The organism is Streptomyces sp. NPDC060028, from assembly GCF_042736725.1.
In the GTDB taxonomy this organism is placed as follows: Bacteria; Actinomycetota; Actinomycetes; order Streptomycetales; family Streptomycetaceae; genus Streptomyces.
Genome location: NZ_JBHWVJ010000001.1, coordinates 20,976 through 37,637, shown reverse-complemented (window position 1 = coordinate 37,637; position 16,662 = coordinate 20,976). Strand labels below are relative to the sequence as shown.

At 71.0% G+C, this 16,662-nt stretch carries 20 protein-coding genes and 2 pseudogenes; 10 read left to right on the top strand and 12 right to left on the bottom strand.

The features are described 5' to 3' along the window. Nucleotides 1-69: 69 nt before the first annotated feature. On the bottom strand, nucleotides 70-999 hold the full coding sequence (locus tag ACFWBF_RS00220; RefSeq protein WP_385592711.1) for a helix-turn-helix domain-containing protein: 930 nt from the start codon (nucleotides 997-999) through the stop codon (nucleotides 70-72). Nucleotides 1,000-1,241: 242 nt separating this feature from the next. Further along, on the bottom strand, nucleotides 1,242-1,664 hold the full coding sequence (locus ACFWBF_RS00215) for an ATP-binding protein (protein ID WP_385592708.1): 423 nt from the start codon (nucleotides 1,662-1,664) through the stop codon (nucleotides 1,242-1,244). Between the two features lie 154 nt (nucleotides 1,665-1,818). Here ACFWBF_RS00215 and ACFWBF_RS00210 point away from each other — a divergent pair. The 6 genes and pseudogenes from ACFWBF_RS00210 to ACFWBF_RS00185 all read left to right on the top strand — a co-directional run bounded on the left by ACFWBF_RS00210 (nucleotide 1,819) and on the right by ACFWBF_RS00185 (nucleotide 6,578). Continuing rightward, nucleotides 1,819-2,675: pseudogene (locus ACFWBF_RS00210) on the top strand (helix-turn-helix domain-containing protein). After that, nucleotides 2,672-2,857 carry a DUF397 domain-containing protein gene (locus ACFWBF_RS00205; protein ID WP_385592705.1) on the top strand — a complete coding sequence of 62 codons (186 nt, stop codon included), beginning with the start codon at nucleotides 2,672-2,674 and terminating at the stop codon, nucleotides 2,855-2,857. The pseudogene ACFWBF_RS00210 and the gene ACFWBF_RS00205 overlap by 4 nt, the downstream one beginning before the upstream one ends. Further along, nucleotides 2,854-3,042, top strand: coding sequence for a DUF397 domain-containing protein (locus ACFWBF_RS00200; RefSeq protein WP_385592702.1), 189 nt, complete (start codon nucleotides 2,854-2,856; stop codon nucleotides 3,040-3,042). Before ACFWBF_RS00205 ends, ACFWBF_RS00200 begins: the two co-directional genes overlap by 4 nt. Before the next feature lie 198 nt (nucleotides 3,043-3,240). Then, a complete protein-coding gene (locus ACFWBF_RS00195) occupies nucleotides 3,241-4,485 on the top strand; it encodes a helix-turn-helix domain-containing protein (protein WP_385593202.1) in 1,245 nt (414 codons plus the stop codon). A 635-nt stretch (nucleotides 4,486-5,120) separates the two neighbouring features. Then, nucleotides 5,121-6,296 carry a methyltransferase domain-containing protein gene (locus ACFWBF_RS00190; protein ID WP_385592699.1) on the top strand — a complete coding sequence of 392 codons (1,176 nt, stop codon included), beginning with the start codon at nucleotides 5,121-5,123 and terminating at the stop codon, nucleotides 6,294-6,296. A 9-nt stretch (nucleotides 6,297-6,305) separates the two neighbouring features. Next, nucleotides 6,306-6,578, top strand: a complete 273-nt coding sequence (locus ACFWBF_RS00185) for a DUF6087 family protein (protein WP_385592696.1) — start codon at nucleotides 6,306-6,308, stop codon at nucleotides 6,576-6,578. A 53-nt stretch (nucleotides 6,579-6,631) separates the two neighbouring features. Here the strand turns inward: ACFWBF_RS00185 and ACFWBF_RS00180 are convergent, their stop codons facing one another. The 5 genes and pseudogenes from ACFWBF_RS00180 to ACFWBF_RS00160 form a co-directional block, all read right to left on the bottom strand. Further along, nucleotides 6,632-7,978: a dicarboxylate/amino acid:cation symporter gene (locus tag ACFWBF_RS00180; protein ID WP_385592693.1), complete on the bottom strand. Its 1,347-nt coding sequence runs from the start codon at nucleotides 7,976-7,978 to the stop codon at nucleotides 6,632-6,634. 403 nt (nucleotides 7,979-8,381) lie between these two features. After that, the gene (locus ACFWBF_RS00175) at nucleotides 8,382-8,654 is read right to left on the bottom strand and encodes a DUF4229 domain-containing protein (RefSeq protein ID WP_385593199.1); all 273 of its coding nucleotides are present in this window, start codon (nucleotides 8,652-8,654) and stop codon (nucleotides 8,382-8,384) included. 161 nt (nucleotides 8,655-8,815) lie between these two features. Beyond that, nucleotides 8,816-8,977: pseudogene (locus ACFWBF_RS00170) on the bottom strand (GNAT family N-acetyltransferase); the annotation flags it as partial. Nucleotides 8,978-9,064: 87 nt separating this feature from the next. Further along, nucleotides 9,065-10,228, bottom strand: coding sequence for an aminofutalosine synthase MqnE (mqnE, locus tag ACFWBF_RS00165; RefSeq protein ID WP_385592689.1), 1,164 nt, complete (start codon nucleotides 10,226-10,228; stop codon nucleotides 9,065-9,067). A gap of 56 nt (nucleotides 10,229-10,284) precedes the next feature. Continuing rightward, nucleotides 10,285-10,740 carry an Lrp/AsnC family transcriptional regulator gene (locus ACFWBF_RS00160; RefSeq protein WP_385228354.1) on the bottom strand — a complete coding sequence of 152 codons (456 nt, stop codon included), beginning with the start codon at nucleotides 10,738-10,740 and terminating at the stop codon, nucleotides 10,285-10,287. A 122-nt stretch (nucleotides 10,741-10,862) separates the two neighbouring features. Between ACFWBF_RS00160 and ACFWBF_RS00155 the strand changes: the two genes are divergently transcribed. Further along, entirely contained in the window at nucleotides 10,863-10,994 is a 132-nt protein-coding gene (locus tag ACFWBF_RS00155) for a hypothetical protein (RefSeq protein ID WP_385592684.1), read from the top strand. On the opposite strand, the gene ACFWBF_RS00150 is transcribed toward ACFWBF_RS00155, so the two are convergent. Further along, nucleotides 10,991-11,662, bottom strand: coding sequence for a UbiX family flavin prenyltransferase (locus ACFWBF_RS00150; protein WP_385592681.1), 672 nt, complete (start codon nucleotides 11,660-11,662; stop codon nucleotides 10,991-10,993). The two genes, ACFWBF_RS00155 and ACFWBF_RS00150, sit on opposite strands and share 4 nt — an antisense overlap. Nucleotides 11,663-11,771: 109 nt before the next feature. Here ACFWBF_RS00150 and ACFWBF_RS00145 point away from each other — a divergent pair, with 109 nt between their 5' ends. Beyond that, nucleotides 11,772-12,380 (top strand): rhomboid family intramembrane serine protease, encoded by a 609-nt coding sequence (locus tag ACFWBF_RS00145; RefSeq protein WP_385592678.1) that lies wholly within the window; start codon nucleotides 11,772-11,774, stop codon nucleotides 12,378-12,380. Here ACFWBF_RS00145 and mqnP read toward each other — a convergent pair. Genes mqnP through ACFWBF_RS00130 form a run of 3 tightly spaced genes read right to left on the bottom strand, consistent with a single transcriptional unit; the run spans nucleotide 12,377 to nucleotide 15,221 of the window. Then, a complete protein-coding gene (gene mqnP, locus ACFWBF_RS00140) occupies nucleotides 12,377-13,300 on the bottom strand; it encodes a menaquinone biosynthesis prenyltransferase MqnP (RefSeq protein WP_385592675.1) in 924 nt (307 codons plus the stop codon). The genes ACFWBF_RS00145 and mqnP overlap by 4 nt on opposite strands. Then, nucleotides 13,297-13,767: a hypothetical protein gene (locus ACFWBF_RS00135; RefSeq protein ID WP_385592672.1), complete on the bottom strand. Its 471-nt coding sequence runs from the start codon at nucleotides 13,765-13,767 to the stop codon at nucleotides 13,297-13,299. The genes mqnP and ACFWBF_RS00135 overlap by 4 nt, the downstream gene beginning before the upstream one ends. Next, the gene (locus ACFWBF_RS00130; RefSeq protein WP_385592669.1) at nucleotides 13,764-15,221 is read right to left on the bottom strand and encodes a menaquinone biosynthesis decarboxylase; all 1,458 of its coding nucleotides are present in this window, start codon (nucleotides 15,219-15,221) and stop codon (nucleotides 13,764-13,766) included. Before ACFWBF_RS00130 ends, ACFWBF_RS00135 begins: the two co-directional genes overlap by 4 nt. 160 nt (nucleotides 15,222-15,381) lie before the next feature. On the opposite strand from ACFWBF_RS00130, the gene ACFWBF_RS00125 reads away from it, so the two are divergent. Then, nucleotides 15,382-15,693 (top strand): PLD nuclease N-terminal domain-containing protein, encoded by a 312-nt coding sequence (locus tag ACFWBF_RS00125; protein ID WP_385592666.1) that lies wholly within the window; start codon nucleotides 15,382-15,384, stop codon nucleotides 15,691-15,693. 26 nt (nucleotides 15,694-15,719) lie between these two features. Here ACFWBF_RS00125 and ACFWBF_RS00120 read toward each other — a convergent pair whose 3' ends face one another. Further along, on the bottom strand, nucleotides 15,720-16,091 hold the full coding sequence (locus ACFWBF_RS00120; protein WP_385592663.1) for a cupin domain-containing protein: 372 nt from the start codon (nucleotides 16,089-16,091) through the stop codon (nucleotides 15,720-15,722). A 91-nt stretch (nucleotides 16,092-16,182) separates the two neighbouring features. Here ACFWBF_RS00120 and ACFWBF_RS00115 point away from each other — a divergent pair, with 91 nt between their 5' ends. After that, nucleotides 16,183-16,653: a MarR family winged helix-turn-helix transcriptional regulator gene (locus ACFWBF_RS00115; protein WP_385592660.1), complete on the top strand. Its 471-nt coding sequence runs from the start codon at nucleotides 16,183-16,185 to the stop codon at nucleotides 16,651-16,653. Nucleotides 16,654-16,662: the final 9 nt, after the last annotated feature.

Below are 16,662 nucleotides of genomic sequence, written 5' to 3'. Positions count from 1 at the left end.
CCGCCGGCGCGGGTGCGCGACCGGCATGCAGTGCACTGTAGGACGCTACCGCCCTGCGCGCGGCAACTCCTACGCAGCAGCCGCCCGTTCGGGCGGGCAGTCCCGGCAGCGGCCCGGGGCGGGGGCGCGGAAAGCGCGTTCGCAGCCGTCGCAGGTCTGGAAGGGGTCCGGCCGGGCGATCCGCTCGGGGGGCGGCGGCGCGGGGAGGTGGGGCGGGAGCTGCGCGGCGAGGCGGTGGGCGAGCAGCCCCGGGGCGTAACGGAGGTCGGCGGGGAGGTCGGCCGTCAGGATGCGGCGTACGGCATCGGGTTCGGCGCCGCGGTCCAGCCACTGCGAGAGCCCGGGCGCGAGCCGCTCCACGTCGCGGGCGGCCAGCAGCAGCCGCGGGTCGTCGCAGCGCAGCCGCGCGAGCAGGTCCCGCGCGTCCTGCCGGGCGGGGGCGGGGGCGCTGGCCGATGGCGCGGCCTCGGCGACGGGAGCGGGCGGCGGGGGTACGGGCGCTGCCGCTGGCGGCGGCACGGGCGCGGGCGCAGGGACGGGCACGGGTTTCGGTACCGCCACCGGCACCGGTACGGGCGCCCGACCCGACGGCGGGGGCGGTGGCGGTGGCGGGGCGGGCGGCTCCGGCGGCACGGCCCCCGGCCGGTCGTAGGACTCCGTCCGGGTGATGAACTGCCCGTTGGGGAGCTTGACGCGGCTGCGCTTCAGGTACCCGTACGCCTCCAACTCCCGCAGGGCGGCGGCGACGCGTACCTCCCCCTCGGGGAACCGGCCGGCGAGCACCTTGATGCCGACGGGGGCGCCGTCCGGCAGCGACTGGATGTGGACCGCGATCCCGATCGCCACCAGCGACAGCGAGCGGTGCTGGGCCAGGTGGTTGCCGACCACGGTGTAGTGACCGGCGTGCCCGTCGTTGACGTGAACGACACCGGATCGGGCGGTCCCGCCGCGAAGACGGGACGAGGCGGGCGAGGCCGCGCTAGGCTGTTCAAGAGCCATTGGGAAGGTAGTGCTTCCTGTGTGGTCAGGCCCTCGTCCGGGATGCCAGTCCCGCCGGGGGCCGTCTCATGTCTGGTGTTGTGTGGGGCGAGCATATGCCAGGCAACCAGTCCCAAATCCAGCCCAGTTGGCACAGTTCACCCATGCGGGTGACGGGGGGCCGGAGGGGTGGGGTTGGGTTGGTTTTACCCGGTTCTTTTAAAGAGGTTGGGCCGGGCCGCACCGGGTCCCGGCCCCCCGCGTCACGGTCCGCCCGACCCCCCTCGCACATCCAACTCCGCCCACACCGACTTGCACGGCGGCAGCCCCCGGTCCACGCCCCAGCGGTCCGCGAGCGCATCCACCAGCACCAGCCCCCGCCCGGCTTCCGCCCGCGCGTCCGCGTCCCGGATACCCGGGACCCGGTCGCCGCGCGTGTCCACCACCTCGATCCGCAGCACGCCGTCGGCGAGGGCGAGCCCCATCCGGAAGTCCCGCCCGGGCACCCGGCCGTGGGTCACGGCGTTCGCGGCCAGCTCGGCCACGATGAGCGCGGGCCCCTCGGAGGGCAGCCCCCACGAGTCGATCTTCTCGACGGCGAGCCGACGGGCCTGGCGGGCCCCGAAGGGCGTGGCGGCGAGCCGAGCCACGAACTCGCTCTCAGAGTCACGGATTTCAGTATTCACGTCACTGAGCGTGGCGGTGGATGCCTACCGTGAGAAGCGGCAACGCCCCCGCGTCCGGCTTTTGTCCGGAGCCTGTCCGGTGCTGTCCCGGCTGTCCTGACCAGGCCTCGGGAACAGGGCGTTGAGGAATTCGGTGCGGCGGAGGTGGGCGCGCATGAGCGTGGACAGTGACGGTACGGAAGACGCGGGCTGGGACGTCGATCCCGAGGACGAGCAGGGGGTTGCGGTACTGGCCGCGCTCGGCCGCCAGCTCAAGGCGTGGCGGGAGGAGGCGGGCATGCGGGCCGCCGAGTTCGGCACGGCGATCGGGTACGGGGAGGACCTCGTCCGCAAGGTCGAGGCGGGCAAGCGGATCCCCCGCCCCGAGTACCTGGACAAGGCGGACGAGGCACTCCGGGCGGGCGGCAAGATCGCCTCGATGAAGGCGGACATGGAGCAGGTCCGCTACCCGAAGAAGGTGCGGGACCTGGCGAGGCTTGAGCGCCAGGCCGTGGAGATCGGCGTTTACAGCACGCACGTCATACACGGACTGCTGCAGACGCCGGACCACGCGCGGGCCCTCTTCGAAATGCGGCAGCCCTCGTACTCGCAGGACGAGGTTGAGCGGTACACGGCCGCGCGCGTGGCCCGCCAGTCCGTCTTCAGTCGGACACCCGCCCCGGCTATCAGCTTCGTGCACGAGGAATCGGCGCTGCGCCGCCCCGTCGGAGGCACAATGGTGTGGCGAAATCAGCTCAAACGGCTCTTGGAGGTGGGCCAGTTGCGGCACGTGTCCCTCCAGATCATGCCGAACAGCCGAGAGGCACACGCCGGTATGGACGGTGGTATCGAGGTCCTGAAGTTCGGGGACGGCACACCGTGGGCCGCTCCGAAGGAGCGTTCAACGGGCGCCCGGTCTCCGACCCGAAGCAGCTCCGAGTCCTTGAGCTGCGCTATGGCATCATCCGGGCTGAGGCACTCACGCCGCAGGAGTCGAGGGCCTTCATCAAGGAACTGCTGGGAGAGACATGATCGACAATCCCGAGCTCGACTGGTTCAAGAGCAGCTACAGCAGCGGCAGCGAGGGCGACTCCTGCGTCGAGGTGGCCAACACCCCGGCCACGATCCACGTCCGCGACTCCAAGGACCTCCGGCAGCCCCACCTCGCCTTTACCTCGCACGCCTGGGCCGAGTTCGTGGAGCACGCGTCATGAGCCGCCGCCCCGACCTGCACTGGTTCAAGAGCAGCTACAGCGACAGCAGCGACGGCAACGACTGCGTCGAGGTGGCCCGCACCCCCGCCACCGTGCACGTCCGCGACTCCAAGGACCTCCGCCGGCCCCACCTCGCCTTCGCGCCCCGCGCCTGGGCCGGCTTCGTGGCGCATACGGGCGCATGACACACCGCAGCCCCCGCCCGGGCGGGGGCGGGGGCTGCGGCGCGTGTGGAACGGGTCAGGCGGGGACCGGGACCTTCGCGGGCTCCGGCGTCACCGCGACGGCCGGGGCCGGCTCGTCCAGCGGAGACGACGAGGCCCGACACACGCAGAGCCCGCACGAGTACCGTCCAAGGTGTCGAGCCAAGGACGGAGTTCATGATGCCCCACCAGCTTGAGGAGCAAGAGGCCATCGGCCAGCGCGTCCGGCGGCAGCGGCTCAAGGTCGGCATGACACAAGCCGACCTCGCTGCTGCGGTCGGCAAGACACAGGCGTGGGTGTCGAAGGTCGAGAAGGGCAGGCTCGAACTGGACCGGGCCGCCCTGATCAACGCCCTTGCCGCCGCCCTGCACTGCCACCCGAACGTGCTGATCGAGCGACCGTACGGCGGCGGCGCCGAGTCCCATGCCGGCTGGCACGCGGCTGCCGCGTCGATCATGCGGGAGCTGCGCCGCTACGACCTCACCCCCGTGTTCGACGGCATGCCGCGAACGGCCGACGACCTGTGGCGGGACACGCGCCGCCTTCACCGGCTACGAGACGCCGCCGCGAACACCGCAATTCTTCGCGAAATCCCTGACCTGTTGCGGGAGTCCCGGGCACTCGCAGAGCGTGCCGACGGCCATGAGCAGGAAGAGGCATTCGCCGTCTACGCGGTGGCGTGCAAGTTCGCCCACACCGCAGCCCACGCCCTTGGACAGCCAGAGCTCGTCGCACTCGCCTGCGAGCGCGCCGTGTGGGCCGCGCAGCGGTCCGGTGACCCGCTGCTGCCCGCCGTCGCCGACTGGATGCGGGTGTGGGACATGTGGGCCACAGCCGACTACGCCGATGCCCTCGCCCTGGCCGACAAAGCTCTCGCCACCGTCCAGGACCAGTACGACGGCGGCGACCCGCTCGCCCTGCGCGTATGGGGCTCGCTGCAACTGCGCTCCGCCGTCTCCGCCGCCCGCTCCGGGAACAAGGACGAGACCCTTGCCCGCATCCGGCACGCCACCGAGGCTGCCGAACGCGTGGATGCCCACGTCGGCGTAATGCCCTTTGACCGTCACAGCCTCACTTTCTCCATGGGGAACGTCCAGATCCACGAGATCAACGTCAACCTGGAGATGAGCAACCAGCGTGAGGCGCTGCGCCTGAACCGGCGTACCGACCCCGGGCATATCGCCGTCCTCCCGAAGTCCCGGCAGGGACACCACCACATGGACCTGGCTCGCGCGTGGCTGTGGGATGGCAACCGGGACAAGGCCCTCACCGAACTGGAAACCGCCGAGGACCTGGCCCCGCAGCTCGTACGGAACCACCCCATCGCCCGTGCCACGCTTCGCCAACTCGTCTATGCGGAACGGCAGCTCACCCGACAGAAGCTCCGCCGCATGACGACCCGCTTTTCACTGGATGACCTGTAGGTATTCCACGGATTCATGTTGGGCGGTAGCGAAGCACCTACCTTCTGCTCATGCCTGAGCGATCGACCACCGAACAGGCCTTGACCTGCTCCGCGTTACCAGCGGCGGGCGACTGGCTGCCCCAGCGCGGAGACCTCGCCACGGACACCACCACGGGTCGTACGGGGGTGGTGGTATCCCTCCCCCAGGACACCGGAACCCACGTCTACCATTTGCGCCCCGAGGGCGGCGGGGACGACTGGACGGCCCACTCGCACCAGCTCGATCCCGCCGACGAGGCCGGTCAGGGGGCCCGTGTGAGCCGCACCCACGACACCGACCGCCAGACAGCACCCTGACCCCGACCAGACGCCGGGGCCGCGAGCGGCCCGACGACGACCCGTCCGCCGCCACCGGCCGGGCATGCCAGTCCGAAGACCGCACCACCCCTGGCCCCGGGCCGCGGGACCACCACTACGTCCCGCCCGCAGCCACTGAACCTGACGCTGCATCACCACGAAGGGAACACCCGTCATGGCCAAGCACGGCCCGCCCCCGCCGTCGAACCCCTCGCCGCCGCCCGGTCAGCCCGCGCCTCCGCCCCCGCCGCCGAACCCCGACACGTCCACCCCGCCCGGCGGCGGGACGCACCGCAAGTGACCACCACCGCACACCAGGAGCGCCCCAGCCGAATCGAGCTGGGGCGCTGCCTCGTGTCCAGTGGCGCCCTCTCCTCCGATTGGGCGCCCGGGTTCGCCGCCGTCGACCGGGCCGCATTCCTGCCCGACCGCATGTGGCCCTTCGTTCCCGACGGCGCCGATGCCAGCACCGTCACCATCGACCGCCGCGAGGACCCGGCCGCGTGGTACGGGTACGCCGACGCCGACCTGTCGATCGTCACGCAGTGGGACGACGGCGACCACCAGGGCGAAGCCCCCGGCACCGTGCCGACATCCTCCGCTTCTCAACCCTCAGTCGTCTACCGGCTGCTCGCCGCCCTCGGCGCGGAAGCGGGCATGCGCGTCTTCGACGCGGGCACCGGCACCGGCGAGACCGCCGGACTCCTCACCCACCGGTGCGGCCCGAACACCGTCACCAGCATGGACGTGGACCCGGCCGTGACCGCCGCCGCCCAAAAACGCCTCGTCCCCCTCGGCCTCGCCGTCGACGTCCTCACCGGCGATGCTCTGGCCGGGCACCCGGCCGGCGCCTCGTACGACCGCATCCTGTGCACCTTCGGGGTGCGGACCATCCCGGGCGCGTGGCTGCAACAGGTACGTCCTGGCGGCCTGATCGTCGCCCCGTACGGCACCCACTACAGCAGCCGTGACGGGCTGCTCCGCCTCACTGCCCACACCGACGGCACCGCCTCCGGCCCGTTCACCGCAGGGGTCGAGTTCATGAAGGCGCGGGCGCAGCGCACCACGTGGCCGACCCACGCCGACTACGTCACCGACTGGCCCGGCTCGACCGGCACCGCCGTCCGGTCCGGCCAACTCGCCGACTCCGACGCCACCCACGCCATCGGCCTCGTTCTCCCCGACGTCACCCACACCCTCTACCGAGAGACCGACGGCACCCGCGCCGGCTGGTGGTACTCCCTCACCGACCGGTCATGGGCGTACGTGCGGTGGCCCGACGAGGACGGGCCGGGCATCGTCCACCAGTACGGCCCGCGGCGCCTGTGGGACGGCGTGGAAGCCGCCTACGACTGGTGGGAGGGCACCGGACGACCGTCCCTCACCCGGTTCGGACTCACGGTCAGCGCCGGCGGTGCTGCACCATGGGTGGACGACCCGGGCAACCCGGTGCCCGGGGCACGCTGGCGGTAGGGAGCAGCCGTGGACAGCAGCGACACCCCCGAGGCCCCGCGCCGCAATTCCCTTGAGGCGTGGGCGGCTCGGCGGAAACGGCGCCGGGAGTCCGACCACTGGATCACCGGCACCCGTCGCGCGGTCCCCCTCGCCGGCGGCGGCGCTTCCCACCTGCACCCCGACGCTCCGCGGCTGCTCCTCGAACGGCAGGGGGATACCGGGGCTTGGGCGCCGGTCGGCGTCGCCGCCGACCACGCCGAGGCCGTGGCATGGCTCAACGGCCGACCCGAACCGGTGTGACACCGCAGCCCCCGCCCGGACGGGGGCGGGGGCTGCGGCGCGTGTGGAACGGGTCAGGCGGGGACCGGGACCTTCGCGGGCTCCGGCGTCACCGCGACGGCCGGGGCCGGCTCGTCCAGCGGGGACGACGAGGCGGTGGCGTAGGCCTCCTTGTCCAGGATTCCCTCGCGGGCCGCGACCACTACCGGGACGAGCGCCTGCCCGGCCACGTTGGTGGCGGTGCGCATCATGTCCAGGATCGGGTCGATCGCCATCAGCAGGCCGACGCCCTCCAGGGGCAGGCCCAGCGTGGAGAGGGTCAGGGTCAGCATCACGGTGGCGCCGGTCAGACCGGCGGTCGCGGCCGAGCCGACCACGGAGACGAAGGCGATCAGCAGGTAGTCGGTGATGCCCAGCTGCACGTCGAAGATCTGCGCGATGAAGATCGCGGCGAGCGCCGGGTAGATCGCGGCGCAGCCGTCCATCTTGGTCGTCGCGCCGAACGGGACGGCGAAGGAGGCGTACTCCTTCGGAACGCCCAGGCGCTCGGTGACCTTCTGGGTGAGCGGCATGGTGCCGACCGACGAGCGGGAGACGAAGGCCAGCTGGATCGCGGGCCAGGCGCCCTTGAAGAACTGGACCGGGTTGACCTTGGCGACCGTGGCCAGCAGCAGCGGGTAGACGCCGAACATCACGAGCGCCGAGCCGATGTACACGTCGGCGGTGAAGGTCGCGTACTTGCCGATGAGGTCCCAGCCGTACGTGGCGATCGCGGTGCCGATGAGGCCGACGGTGCCGAGCGGGGCGAGACGGATGACCCACCACAGGGCCTTCTGGAGCAGTTCCAGCACGGCCTCGGCGAGGTTCAGCACGGGCTGCGCCTTGGCGCCGAGCTGGAGGGCGGCGATGCCGGCTACGGCGGCCAGGAAGACGATCTGCAGGACGTTCAGCTCGGTGAACGGCGTGATGATGTCCTTCGGCACGATGCCGGTCAGGAAGTCCAGCCAGGACCCGGTGCGCTTGGGCAGCTTGCCGTCCTGCGGGGTGAGGCCGGTGCCCGAGCCCGGGTTGGTGAGCAGGCCGATCGCGAGGCCGATGCCGACCGCGATGAGCGACGTGATCATGAACCAGAGCAGCGTGCGGGAGGCGAGCCGCGCGGCGTTGTTCACCTTCCGCAGGTTGGTGATCGACACCAGGATCGCGAAGAAGACGAGCGGGGCGACGGCCAGCTTCAGGAGCTGGACGAATATGTCACCCACCTGCTCCAGCGTGGTCCGCAGCCAGCTGACGTCCTGGCTGCGCGAGAGCCAGCCGAGCAGGACGCCGAGCACGAGACCGGTGACGATCTGGGCCCAGAAGGGGAACTTGAACGAGGCCTTGGCCTTGACGGCAGGGGCCTGCGGTGACGCGGACACGGGCACTCTCCGGGATGGGTCTGCGGATCTGCAGCGGGTGGCGGTGCGGTGCGGCAGCACCCGGAGGGAGCCGGGCGGGCGGGACCGCTGCTGTATCGATTCAGCTCGACGGACAGCAACAGGCCGCGGACACGCGGCGGCAGAGGTCGACATGCAGGCGCGCCACGAGCGGGACGCCCGGGGTCATCGTGTGCGCGAAGGGCGCAGCGGCTGCGGTCAACATGTTGAACACGCTAACACTTCCGCTTTGGGAATCCCAAAGGAGTTCTTTGGGTCGAGGCGGCGCGTAAGCCACCCCACAGCCCCGCGGTCCGGCCCGAGAACGCCGAACGCCCCAGCGTTACGGGGGGTATTCCCGTTGCTGGGGCGGTTCGGTGTGTGATGAAGCCAACTGGGCGCTTCGGGGCCTCTACTGCGCCACGCGGGACGCGTCGTCGACCGCGTCCTCCTGGCTGCGGTTGGCGGCGAGCTTGTCCTTCGCACCCGCGACGCGTCCGGAGATCGCCACGGACATCTCGTCGCGCTGCTTGCGCAGCAGCACGAAGGAGAGCGGCGCGGAGATCACGAGGGAGAGCAGCACGATCCAGGCGAAATTGGCGTCGCCGATGCTGGAGGGCACCCAGCCCAGGCGGACCAGGAGGGCGACGGCGACGAGGCATCCGACGAAGATGCCCAGGCGCATCGCGGTGTAGCGGATCGTCGCGCTCGGCTTGAGGGACACGGTGACCCCTTCTCTCTCGTCGTCTACGTCGGTACGTGCCCGTCCAGTGAAGCACGCCGACGCCACGGGCACGGCCGCCGGGGTCAGCGCAGCGGCAGCAGCATCGTGATGTCGTCGCGGCCGGCGCCCCGGCCGACGACGAGGCGGTGGCGGCCCTCGGCCATCGCGGCGAGGTGCTTGACCAGTTCGGGGCGGATGTCGTCCACGGTGACGGGCGGCACGAAGCCGACCGCGCCGCCGGCGTTGGACACCTCGGTCCACAGCTCGGTGATGCCGTCGCGCAGGGCGCCGTCGACGACCGGGTCGAACGCAACGGAAAAGCCCCGGCCCCCCGAAGGGGACCGGGGCCTGCCCGGAGCATCAGTGCGGAGTCAGAGACGCATCGCCTGCGGCGTCTCGCGCAGCTCCGCGTCCGGGCCCGGGTACTCGCGGATGATCTCGTAGCGCGTGTTGCGCTCGACCGGGCGGAAGCCGGCCTCCCGGATCAGCTCCAGCAGGTCCTCGCGGCCCAGCTTGTTCGGGGTGCCGTAGTTGTCCGCGTCGTGCGTGATCTTGTACTCGACGACCGAGCCGTCCATGTCGTCCGCGCCGTGCTGCAGCGCGAGCTGGGCGGTCTGCACGCCGTGCATCACCCAGAAGACCTTGACGTGCGGCACGTTGTCGAAGAGCAGCCGCGAGACCGCGAAGGTCTTCAGCGCCTCGGCCCCGGTCGCCATCGTCGTGCGCGCCTGGAGCGTGTTGCGGATCTTGCCGTCCTTCATGTCCACGAAGTCGTGCTGGTACCGCAGCGGGATGAAGACCTGGAAGCCCCCGGTCTCGTCCTGGAGCTCGCGCAGCCGCAGCACGTGGTCCACGCGGTGGCGCGGCTCCTCGATGTGCCCGTACAGCATCGTCGCCGGGGTCTTGAGACCCTTCTCGTGCGCGAGCCGGTGGATGCGCGACCAGTCCTCCCAGTGGGTGCGGTGGTCGACGATGTGCTGGCGGATCTCCCAGTCGAAGATCTCCGCGCCGCCGCCGGTGAGCGACTCCAGGCCCGCCTCGATCAGCTCGTCGAGGATCTCGGAGGCCGACAGCCCGGAGATCGTCTCGAAGTGGTGGATCTCGGTCGCCGTGAACGCCTTCAGCGAGACGTTCGGCAGGACCTCCTTGAGCGCGGAGAGCGAGCGCGGGTAGTAGCGCCACGGCAGGCTCGGATGCAGGCCGTTGACGATGTGCAGCTCGGTGAGGTTCTCGTTCTCCATGGCCTGGGCCAGGCGCACGGCCTCCTCGATGCGCATCGTGTACGCGTCCTTCTCGCCCGGCTTGCGCTGGAACGAGCAGTACGCGCACGACGCGGTGCACACGTTCGTCATGTTGAGGTGGCGGTTGACGTTGAAGTGCACGACGTCGCCGTTCTTGCGCGTGCGCACCTCGTGGGCGAGGCCGCCGAGCCAGGCCAGGTCGTCCGACTCGTAGAGGGCGATACCGTCCTCACGCGTCAGCCGCTCGCCGGAGCGGACCTTCTCCTCCAGCTCGCGCTTGAGCCCAGCGTCCATCCCGGTCGTCTCCTCTGTGCGTCCTGCCCTGCCTGCAACCGCCACCAACCGTACTCTCAGCCCTCCTCGGGCAGATCCCCGACCCGGTTCTCCCACTTCGTGGAGAGCACGATGGTGGTGCGGGTCCGGGAGACGCCCTTGGTGCCCGAGAGCCTGCGGATGATCCTCTCCAGGCCGTCCACGTCGCTGGCGCGCACCTTCAGCATGTAGGAGTCGTCACCGGCGATGAACCAGCAGTCCTCGATCTCGGCGAGGTCGCGCAGCCGCCGGGCCACGTCCTCGTGGTCGGCGGCGTCCGAGAGGGAGATGCCGATGAGCGCCGTGACCCCCAGGCCGAGCTCGGCCGCGGCCACCGTCGCGCGGTAGCCGGTGATCACGCCGGCGGTCTCGAGCCGGTTGATCCGGTCGGTGACGCTGGGGCCGGAGAGGCCCACGAGCCGGCCCAGCTCCGCGTACGAGGCACGTCCGTTTTCCCGGAGTGCCTGGATGAGCTGCCTGTCCACCGCGTCCATATACCTGGAGCCTTCCATTATTCGGCGATCCCGCAAGTTTACGTATAGAATCAAAGGCGCACAGGGTCAACACCCTGTGAATCTTTCAACAGATCAATGACGATCTTCAGGAGTGGTTCACCGTGTACACGATCGAGATGGCCTACGCACACATGCGACAGCTCCAGGAGCTGGCCAACCGATCCCGTGCCCACCAGCCCGCCGCCGCCCACCGCGTCGACAAGACCCGCAAGCCCGGCGCCAAGAAGCACTAGTCACGGGGGCGGGAGCCTCCCAGCTCCCCCTCCCAACGGCGGTACAGCCGGTGCGGCACCCCTGCCGCGTCCAGCACCCGCCCCGCGACGAAGTCCACCAGATCCTGGATGTGCGTCGCGCCCGCGTAGAACGCCGGAGAGGCGGGCAGCACGATCGCGCCCGCCTCGTCCAGCGTCACCAGATGCTTCAGCGTCTGCCCGTTCAGCGGGGTCTCCCGCACCGCGACCACCAGTCGGCGCCGCTCCTTGAGCGTCACGCTCGCGACGCGCTGGAGCAGGTCCTTCGACAGCCCGAGCGCCACACCCGCCACACAGGCCGTGGACGCCGGCACGATCAGCATCCCCTTGACGGGGTACGAGCCCGAACTCGGCCCGGCGGCCAGGTCCCCGGCGCCCCAGTGGCGTACGTCCCCCAGCTCCGGCCGGACGAAGGTGGAGGGCTTCCCGTCCGCCCCGCGCTCCAGCCACTCGCCGAGGTCCTCCCGCCAGTGCGCGTCCCGGAAGGCGATCCCGGTCTCGTCCAGCAGGGTCAGCCTCGAAGCCCGGCTCACCACCAGGTCCACACTCTCGCCCGCCGCCAGCAGGCCGCGGAGCACCGCCGCCGCGTACGGCGTCCCGGACGCCCCGGAAACCCCGACCACCCACGGGGTGCGCTTGCGCTCAGTCATACCTCCGAGACTATCCGGCCACAGGGCGCGGGCACTCGGTAAGGTGCCCCGACGTTCCACGGGGTGGGACGAGGGCGGGACAGGCAGCACGGGGAGCACGGGGACCGGCATGAAGACGATGGACCAGAACTGGACACAGGCCGACCGCGCCAAGGCGGCGGCCCGGCTGATGCTGGGCTGGGTGGCCCTGCTGTGGCTGATCGAGGCGGTCGACCTCGCCACCGGCCACGCGCTGGTCGCTTACGGGATCGCCGCGCGCGAGACGGACGGCCTCACCGGGATACCCCTGGCGCCCTTCCTGCACTTCGGCTTCGACCACACCGCGTCCAACAGCATCCCGCTGCTGGTCCTCGGCTTCGTCGCCGCGCTCGGCGGCATACGCCGCTTCCTGGCCGTCTGCGCCCTGATCATCGCGGCGGACGGGCTGGGCGTCTGGCTGTTCTCCCCGTCGCACAGCATCACGGTCGGCGCCTCGGGCCTGGTCTTCGGGCTGTTCGGCTACCTGGTGACGCGCGGCTTCGTCGAACGCAAGGTCCTGGGCGTGGCGGTGGGACTGGCGGTGGCCGCGGTCTGGGGCGGCACGATCTTCCTCGGCGTCCTGCCGACCGACTCCGGCAGCGTCAGCTGGCAGGCCCACCTCTTCGGCCTCGCGGCGGGCGTGGCGACGGCCCTCTTCTTCCGCCGCCCGGACACGCCCCGGCCGACGGGCCCCCGCTAGAAGGTCAGCCCCCGGACCGCGAGGTCCAGCAGGGCGCAGACGAAGAGGGCGACGCCGATGAAACCGTTGACCGAGAAGAAGGCCCGGTTCAGGCGGGACAGGTCGTGCGGCGTGACGATGGTGTGCTCGTAGAGGAAGGCGCCGGCGACGATCACCAGGCCCGCCCAGAACAGCGGGCCGGCGTCCGTGGCGACGGCGTACCAGGCGAGCAGGGCGGTGGTCACGACGTGCGCGCTGCGGGCTCCCCACAGCGCGGCCGGGATGCCGAAGCGGGCCGGGACGGACTTGACGCCCTCCGCGCGGTCCGCGGCGACGTCCTGGCAGCCGAAGATCAGGTCGAAGCCGCCGATCCACACGCCCACCGCGACCCCGAGGATCACCGCGTCCCAGGACCACTCGCCGGTCACGGCCAGCCAGGCGCCGACCGGGCCCATGGCCTGGGCCAGGCCCAGGATGGCGTGCGGGAAGTTCGTGAACCGCTTGCCGTACGGGTACACCACCATCGGCACCACGGCGAGCGGCGCCAGCACCAGGCAGAGCGGGTTCAGCAGCGCGGCCGACCCGAGGAACACGGCGAGCGCGACCCCGGCCCCGGTCCACGCGGACCGTACCGACACCGCGCCGGTCACGAGCTCGCGCCCGGCGGTGCGGGGGTTACGGGAGTCGATCTCGCGGTCGATGATCCGGTTGGCGGCCATCGCGAAGGTCCGCAGCCCCACCATGCAGACGGTGACGAGCAGCAGCGTGCCCCAGTGCATGGCCCCGTCGAGCCGGAACATGGCGGTGAGGGCGGCGATGTAGGCGAAGGGCAGCGCGAAGACCGAGTGCTCGATCATCACGAGCCGCAGGAAGGCCTTGACCTTGCCGGTCGTCTGCGGCGCGGGCCCGGACCCGAGGACTCCCTCGGCGGCGGATGTCATACGAGGTCCCTCCGGAACTCTTCGAGGTCGGCCAGCAGTTCCGCCGTGGGCAGGGGACCGAGCTCCAGGGCCTGGGCGCCGGCGCCGTCGTGGCCCTCCGGCGGGGTGACGTGGGCGGTGACCATCCAGGAGTCGCCGGACGGACGGGCGTCGAGGCGCAGGAAGTTCCCGGCTTCGGCGGTGAACGGCTCGCCGGCCGCCAGGGCCCGCTGGAGCTGTTCCGCGAAGTCGTCCGCCTCGACGTCCCGCGCGCCGGGCAGCTCGAAGCCGTCTCCCTCGCCGTCCACGTCGATCATCAGCGCCCAGATGTTGCCGGGGCCCGCGAACTCCTCGGGCGTCACGCCGGCCTGCCGGGCCGCGGTGATCACTCCCGGCTCGGCCGGGTCGATCTCCGGCCGCAGCAGGGCCACGTACGCGGTGTCGGTGCCGATGACGAGCTCGGGGCCGCTCACTCCGATCGGGCTCACAGTCCGTATTCCTTCCAGCGGCTGTCCACCAGTGCCGCGGTGGCCGGGTCGGACTCGACCATGTCGGGCCAGCCCCCGTCACGGGTGTAGCCCTCCTCGGGGAGCTTCTTCGTGGCGTCGATGCCCGCCTTGCCGCCCCAGAACTGCTGGTACGAGGCGTGGTCCAGGTGGTCCACCGGGCCCTCGACGATCGTGAGGTCGCGGGAGTAGTCCGTGTTGCCCAGCGCCCGCCAGGACACCTCGTGCAGGTCGTGGACGTCGCAGTCCGAGTCCACCACGATGATCAGCTTGGTCAGCGACATCATGTGCGCGCCCCAGATGGCGTGCATGACCTTCTGCGCGTGCTTCGGGTACTTCTTGTCGATCGAGACGATCGCACAGTTGTGGAAGCCGCCCGACTCGGGGAGGTGGTAGTCCACGATGTCCGGCACGATGATCTTGAGGAGGGGGAGGAAGAAGCGTTCCGTCGCCCGCCCGAGCGGCCCGTCCTCCGTCGGCGGCCGGCCGACCACGATCGACTGGAGCAGCGGACGCTTGCGCATCGTCACGCAGTCGATCTTCAGCGCGGGGAAGGGCTCCTGCGGGGTGTAGAAGCCGGTGTGGTCGCCGAAGGGGCCCTCCGGGAGGGTCTCCCCCGGCTCCAGCCAGCCCTCGATGACGACCTCCGCATGGGCCGGGACCTGGAGCGGGACCGTCTTGCAGTCGACCATCTCGATGCGCTTGCCCGCGACGAAGCCGGCGAAGAGGTACTCGTCGATGTCGCCGGGCAGCGGCGCGGTGGACGCGTACGTCACCGCCGGCGGGCAGCCGAAGGCGATCGCGACCGGCAGCCGCTCACCGCGCTTGGCGGCGACCGCGTAGTGGTTGCGGCTGTCCTTGTGGATCTGCCAGTGCATGCCGATGGTGCGCTTGTCGTGGCGCTGGAGGCGGTACAGGCCGAGGTTGCGCACGCCCGTCTCCGGGTGCTTGGTGTGCGTGAGGCCCAGGTTGAAGAAGGACCCGCCGTCCTTGGGCCAGGTGAAGAGGGCCGGCAACTGGTCCAGGTCCACGTCGTCACCGGTGAGGACGACCTCCTGGACGGGCGCGGCGTCGCCCTTCACCTTCTTCGGCGGCACGTGCACCATCGAGCCGAGCTTGCCGAAGGCCTCGCGCACGCCGATGAAGCCCTGCGGCAGCTCCGGCTTGAGCAGGCCGCCGATCTTCTCGCTGATGTCGGCGTACGACTTCAGGCCGAGGGCCTTCAGCAGCCGGCGGTCGGTGCCGAACACGTTCATGGCCAGCGGCATCGCCGAGCCCTTGACGTTCTCGAAGAGCAGCGCGGGGCCGCCCGCCTTGTTCACTCTGTCGACGATCTCCCCGACCTCCAGGTACGGGTCCACCTCGGCCTTGATGCGCTTGAGGTCGCCCTCCCGTTCGAGGGCCCGGAGCAGCGAGCGGAGATCGTCGTAAGCCATGCGGGCAATTGTGGCATCCCCGCTCCGGGGCCGGACCGCGGCGGGGGTCCGACCCGCGACACCGGATGGATCGTCACCGGCCGCCCGGCCCCTCTACCCTGGAGGAGTCGTCCTCGGCCCGTCCAGGGCCGCGCAATCCTCTGGGGGTCGGTCCCACACCGTGCTGCGCTATCTGCCCTTCCTGCTGATCATCGCGCTGACCATCTACACGTTCATCGACTGCCTGAACACGCCGGAGGAGGAGGTCAAGCACCTCCCGAAGGTGATCTGGGTGATCATCATCCTGCTCTTCTCGATCGTCGGCCCGGTGGTGTGGCTGTTCGCGGGCAAGAAGCGGTCCGCGGTCGGCGGCGGGCGCACCCACCGCACCCGGTGGGTGGCGCCGGACGACAACCCGGAGTTCCTGAAGTCCCTGGAGAACGACCGGGAGCGGAACACGGACAAGGACGCCGACAAGGACAAGCCGGCCTGACGGCCGCCGCGGCGCCTCCTGTGCGCCTACTGCGTCCAGGGCAGCACCCGGGTCCCTTCGGTTCCCGGGACGCTGACGACGCCGTCGGCGCGCATGGCGACGTACGCCTCGCTGTCCTCGACGGCGTGGACGTGGCGCAGTACGTCGGGCGGCAGGACCAGCACCTGGCCGGCGGCGGCCTTCTCGGTGCGGCCGTCGCAGGTGACGTGCAGGGCGCCGGCGGTGACCGTCCAGACCTGCTCGCGGCTGACGGAGTGTTCGGGGCCGGTGATCCCGGCGGCGATGGCGACGTGCCAGGTGCTCAGTTCCGCGCTGCCCCGGCTGGGGGCGGCGAGGCCGGTCATGGTCGCGTTCGGGGTGGTGATGACGTGCTCGGGGGACGGGGTGATGACGCGCAAGACGGGTCCTTCGCTTTCTCGGCCGAGTGAGTCAAGTAGCTTTACTTGCGGTGAGTAAAGCACGTTGACTCATTCGTGTCACCATGTTTCCGTGACCCACCACCAAAGCGACGACGGCATCGAGCTGGGCTTCCTGCTCGGCCTCGGCTTCCAACTGCTGCTCGGCGAGTTCACCCGCCGCCTCGAGGAAACCGGCCACGACGACGGCCTGCGGCCCCTGCACGGCATGGCCTTCCAGGCCCTCAAGGGCCCCGGCGCCACCGCCACCGAGCTCGCGGAACGGCTCGGGGTGACCAAGCAGGCCGCCGGACAGATCGTGGACGACCTGGAGAAGCGCGGCTACGTCCGCCGCGAGCCGCACCCCGAGGGCGGCCGCCGCAAGCTGGTCGTACTGACCCGGTCGGCGACCGACCACCTGGCGGCCGCGGGGCGGATCCTGCACGCCCTGGAGGCGGAACTCGGCCGCGACGTCGACCTGCCCGTCCTGCGCGCGGAGCTCGCCCGGCTCGTGCGGACACTGAACGGCGACGGGGAGCTGCCCGCCCTGCGGCCCGTGTGGTGACGGGCGGCG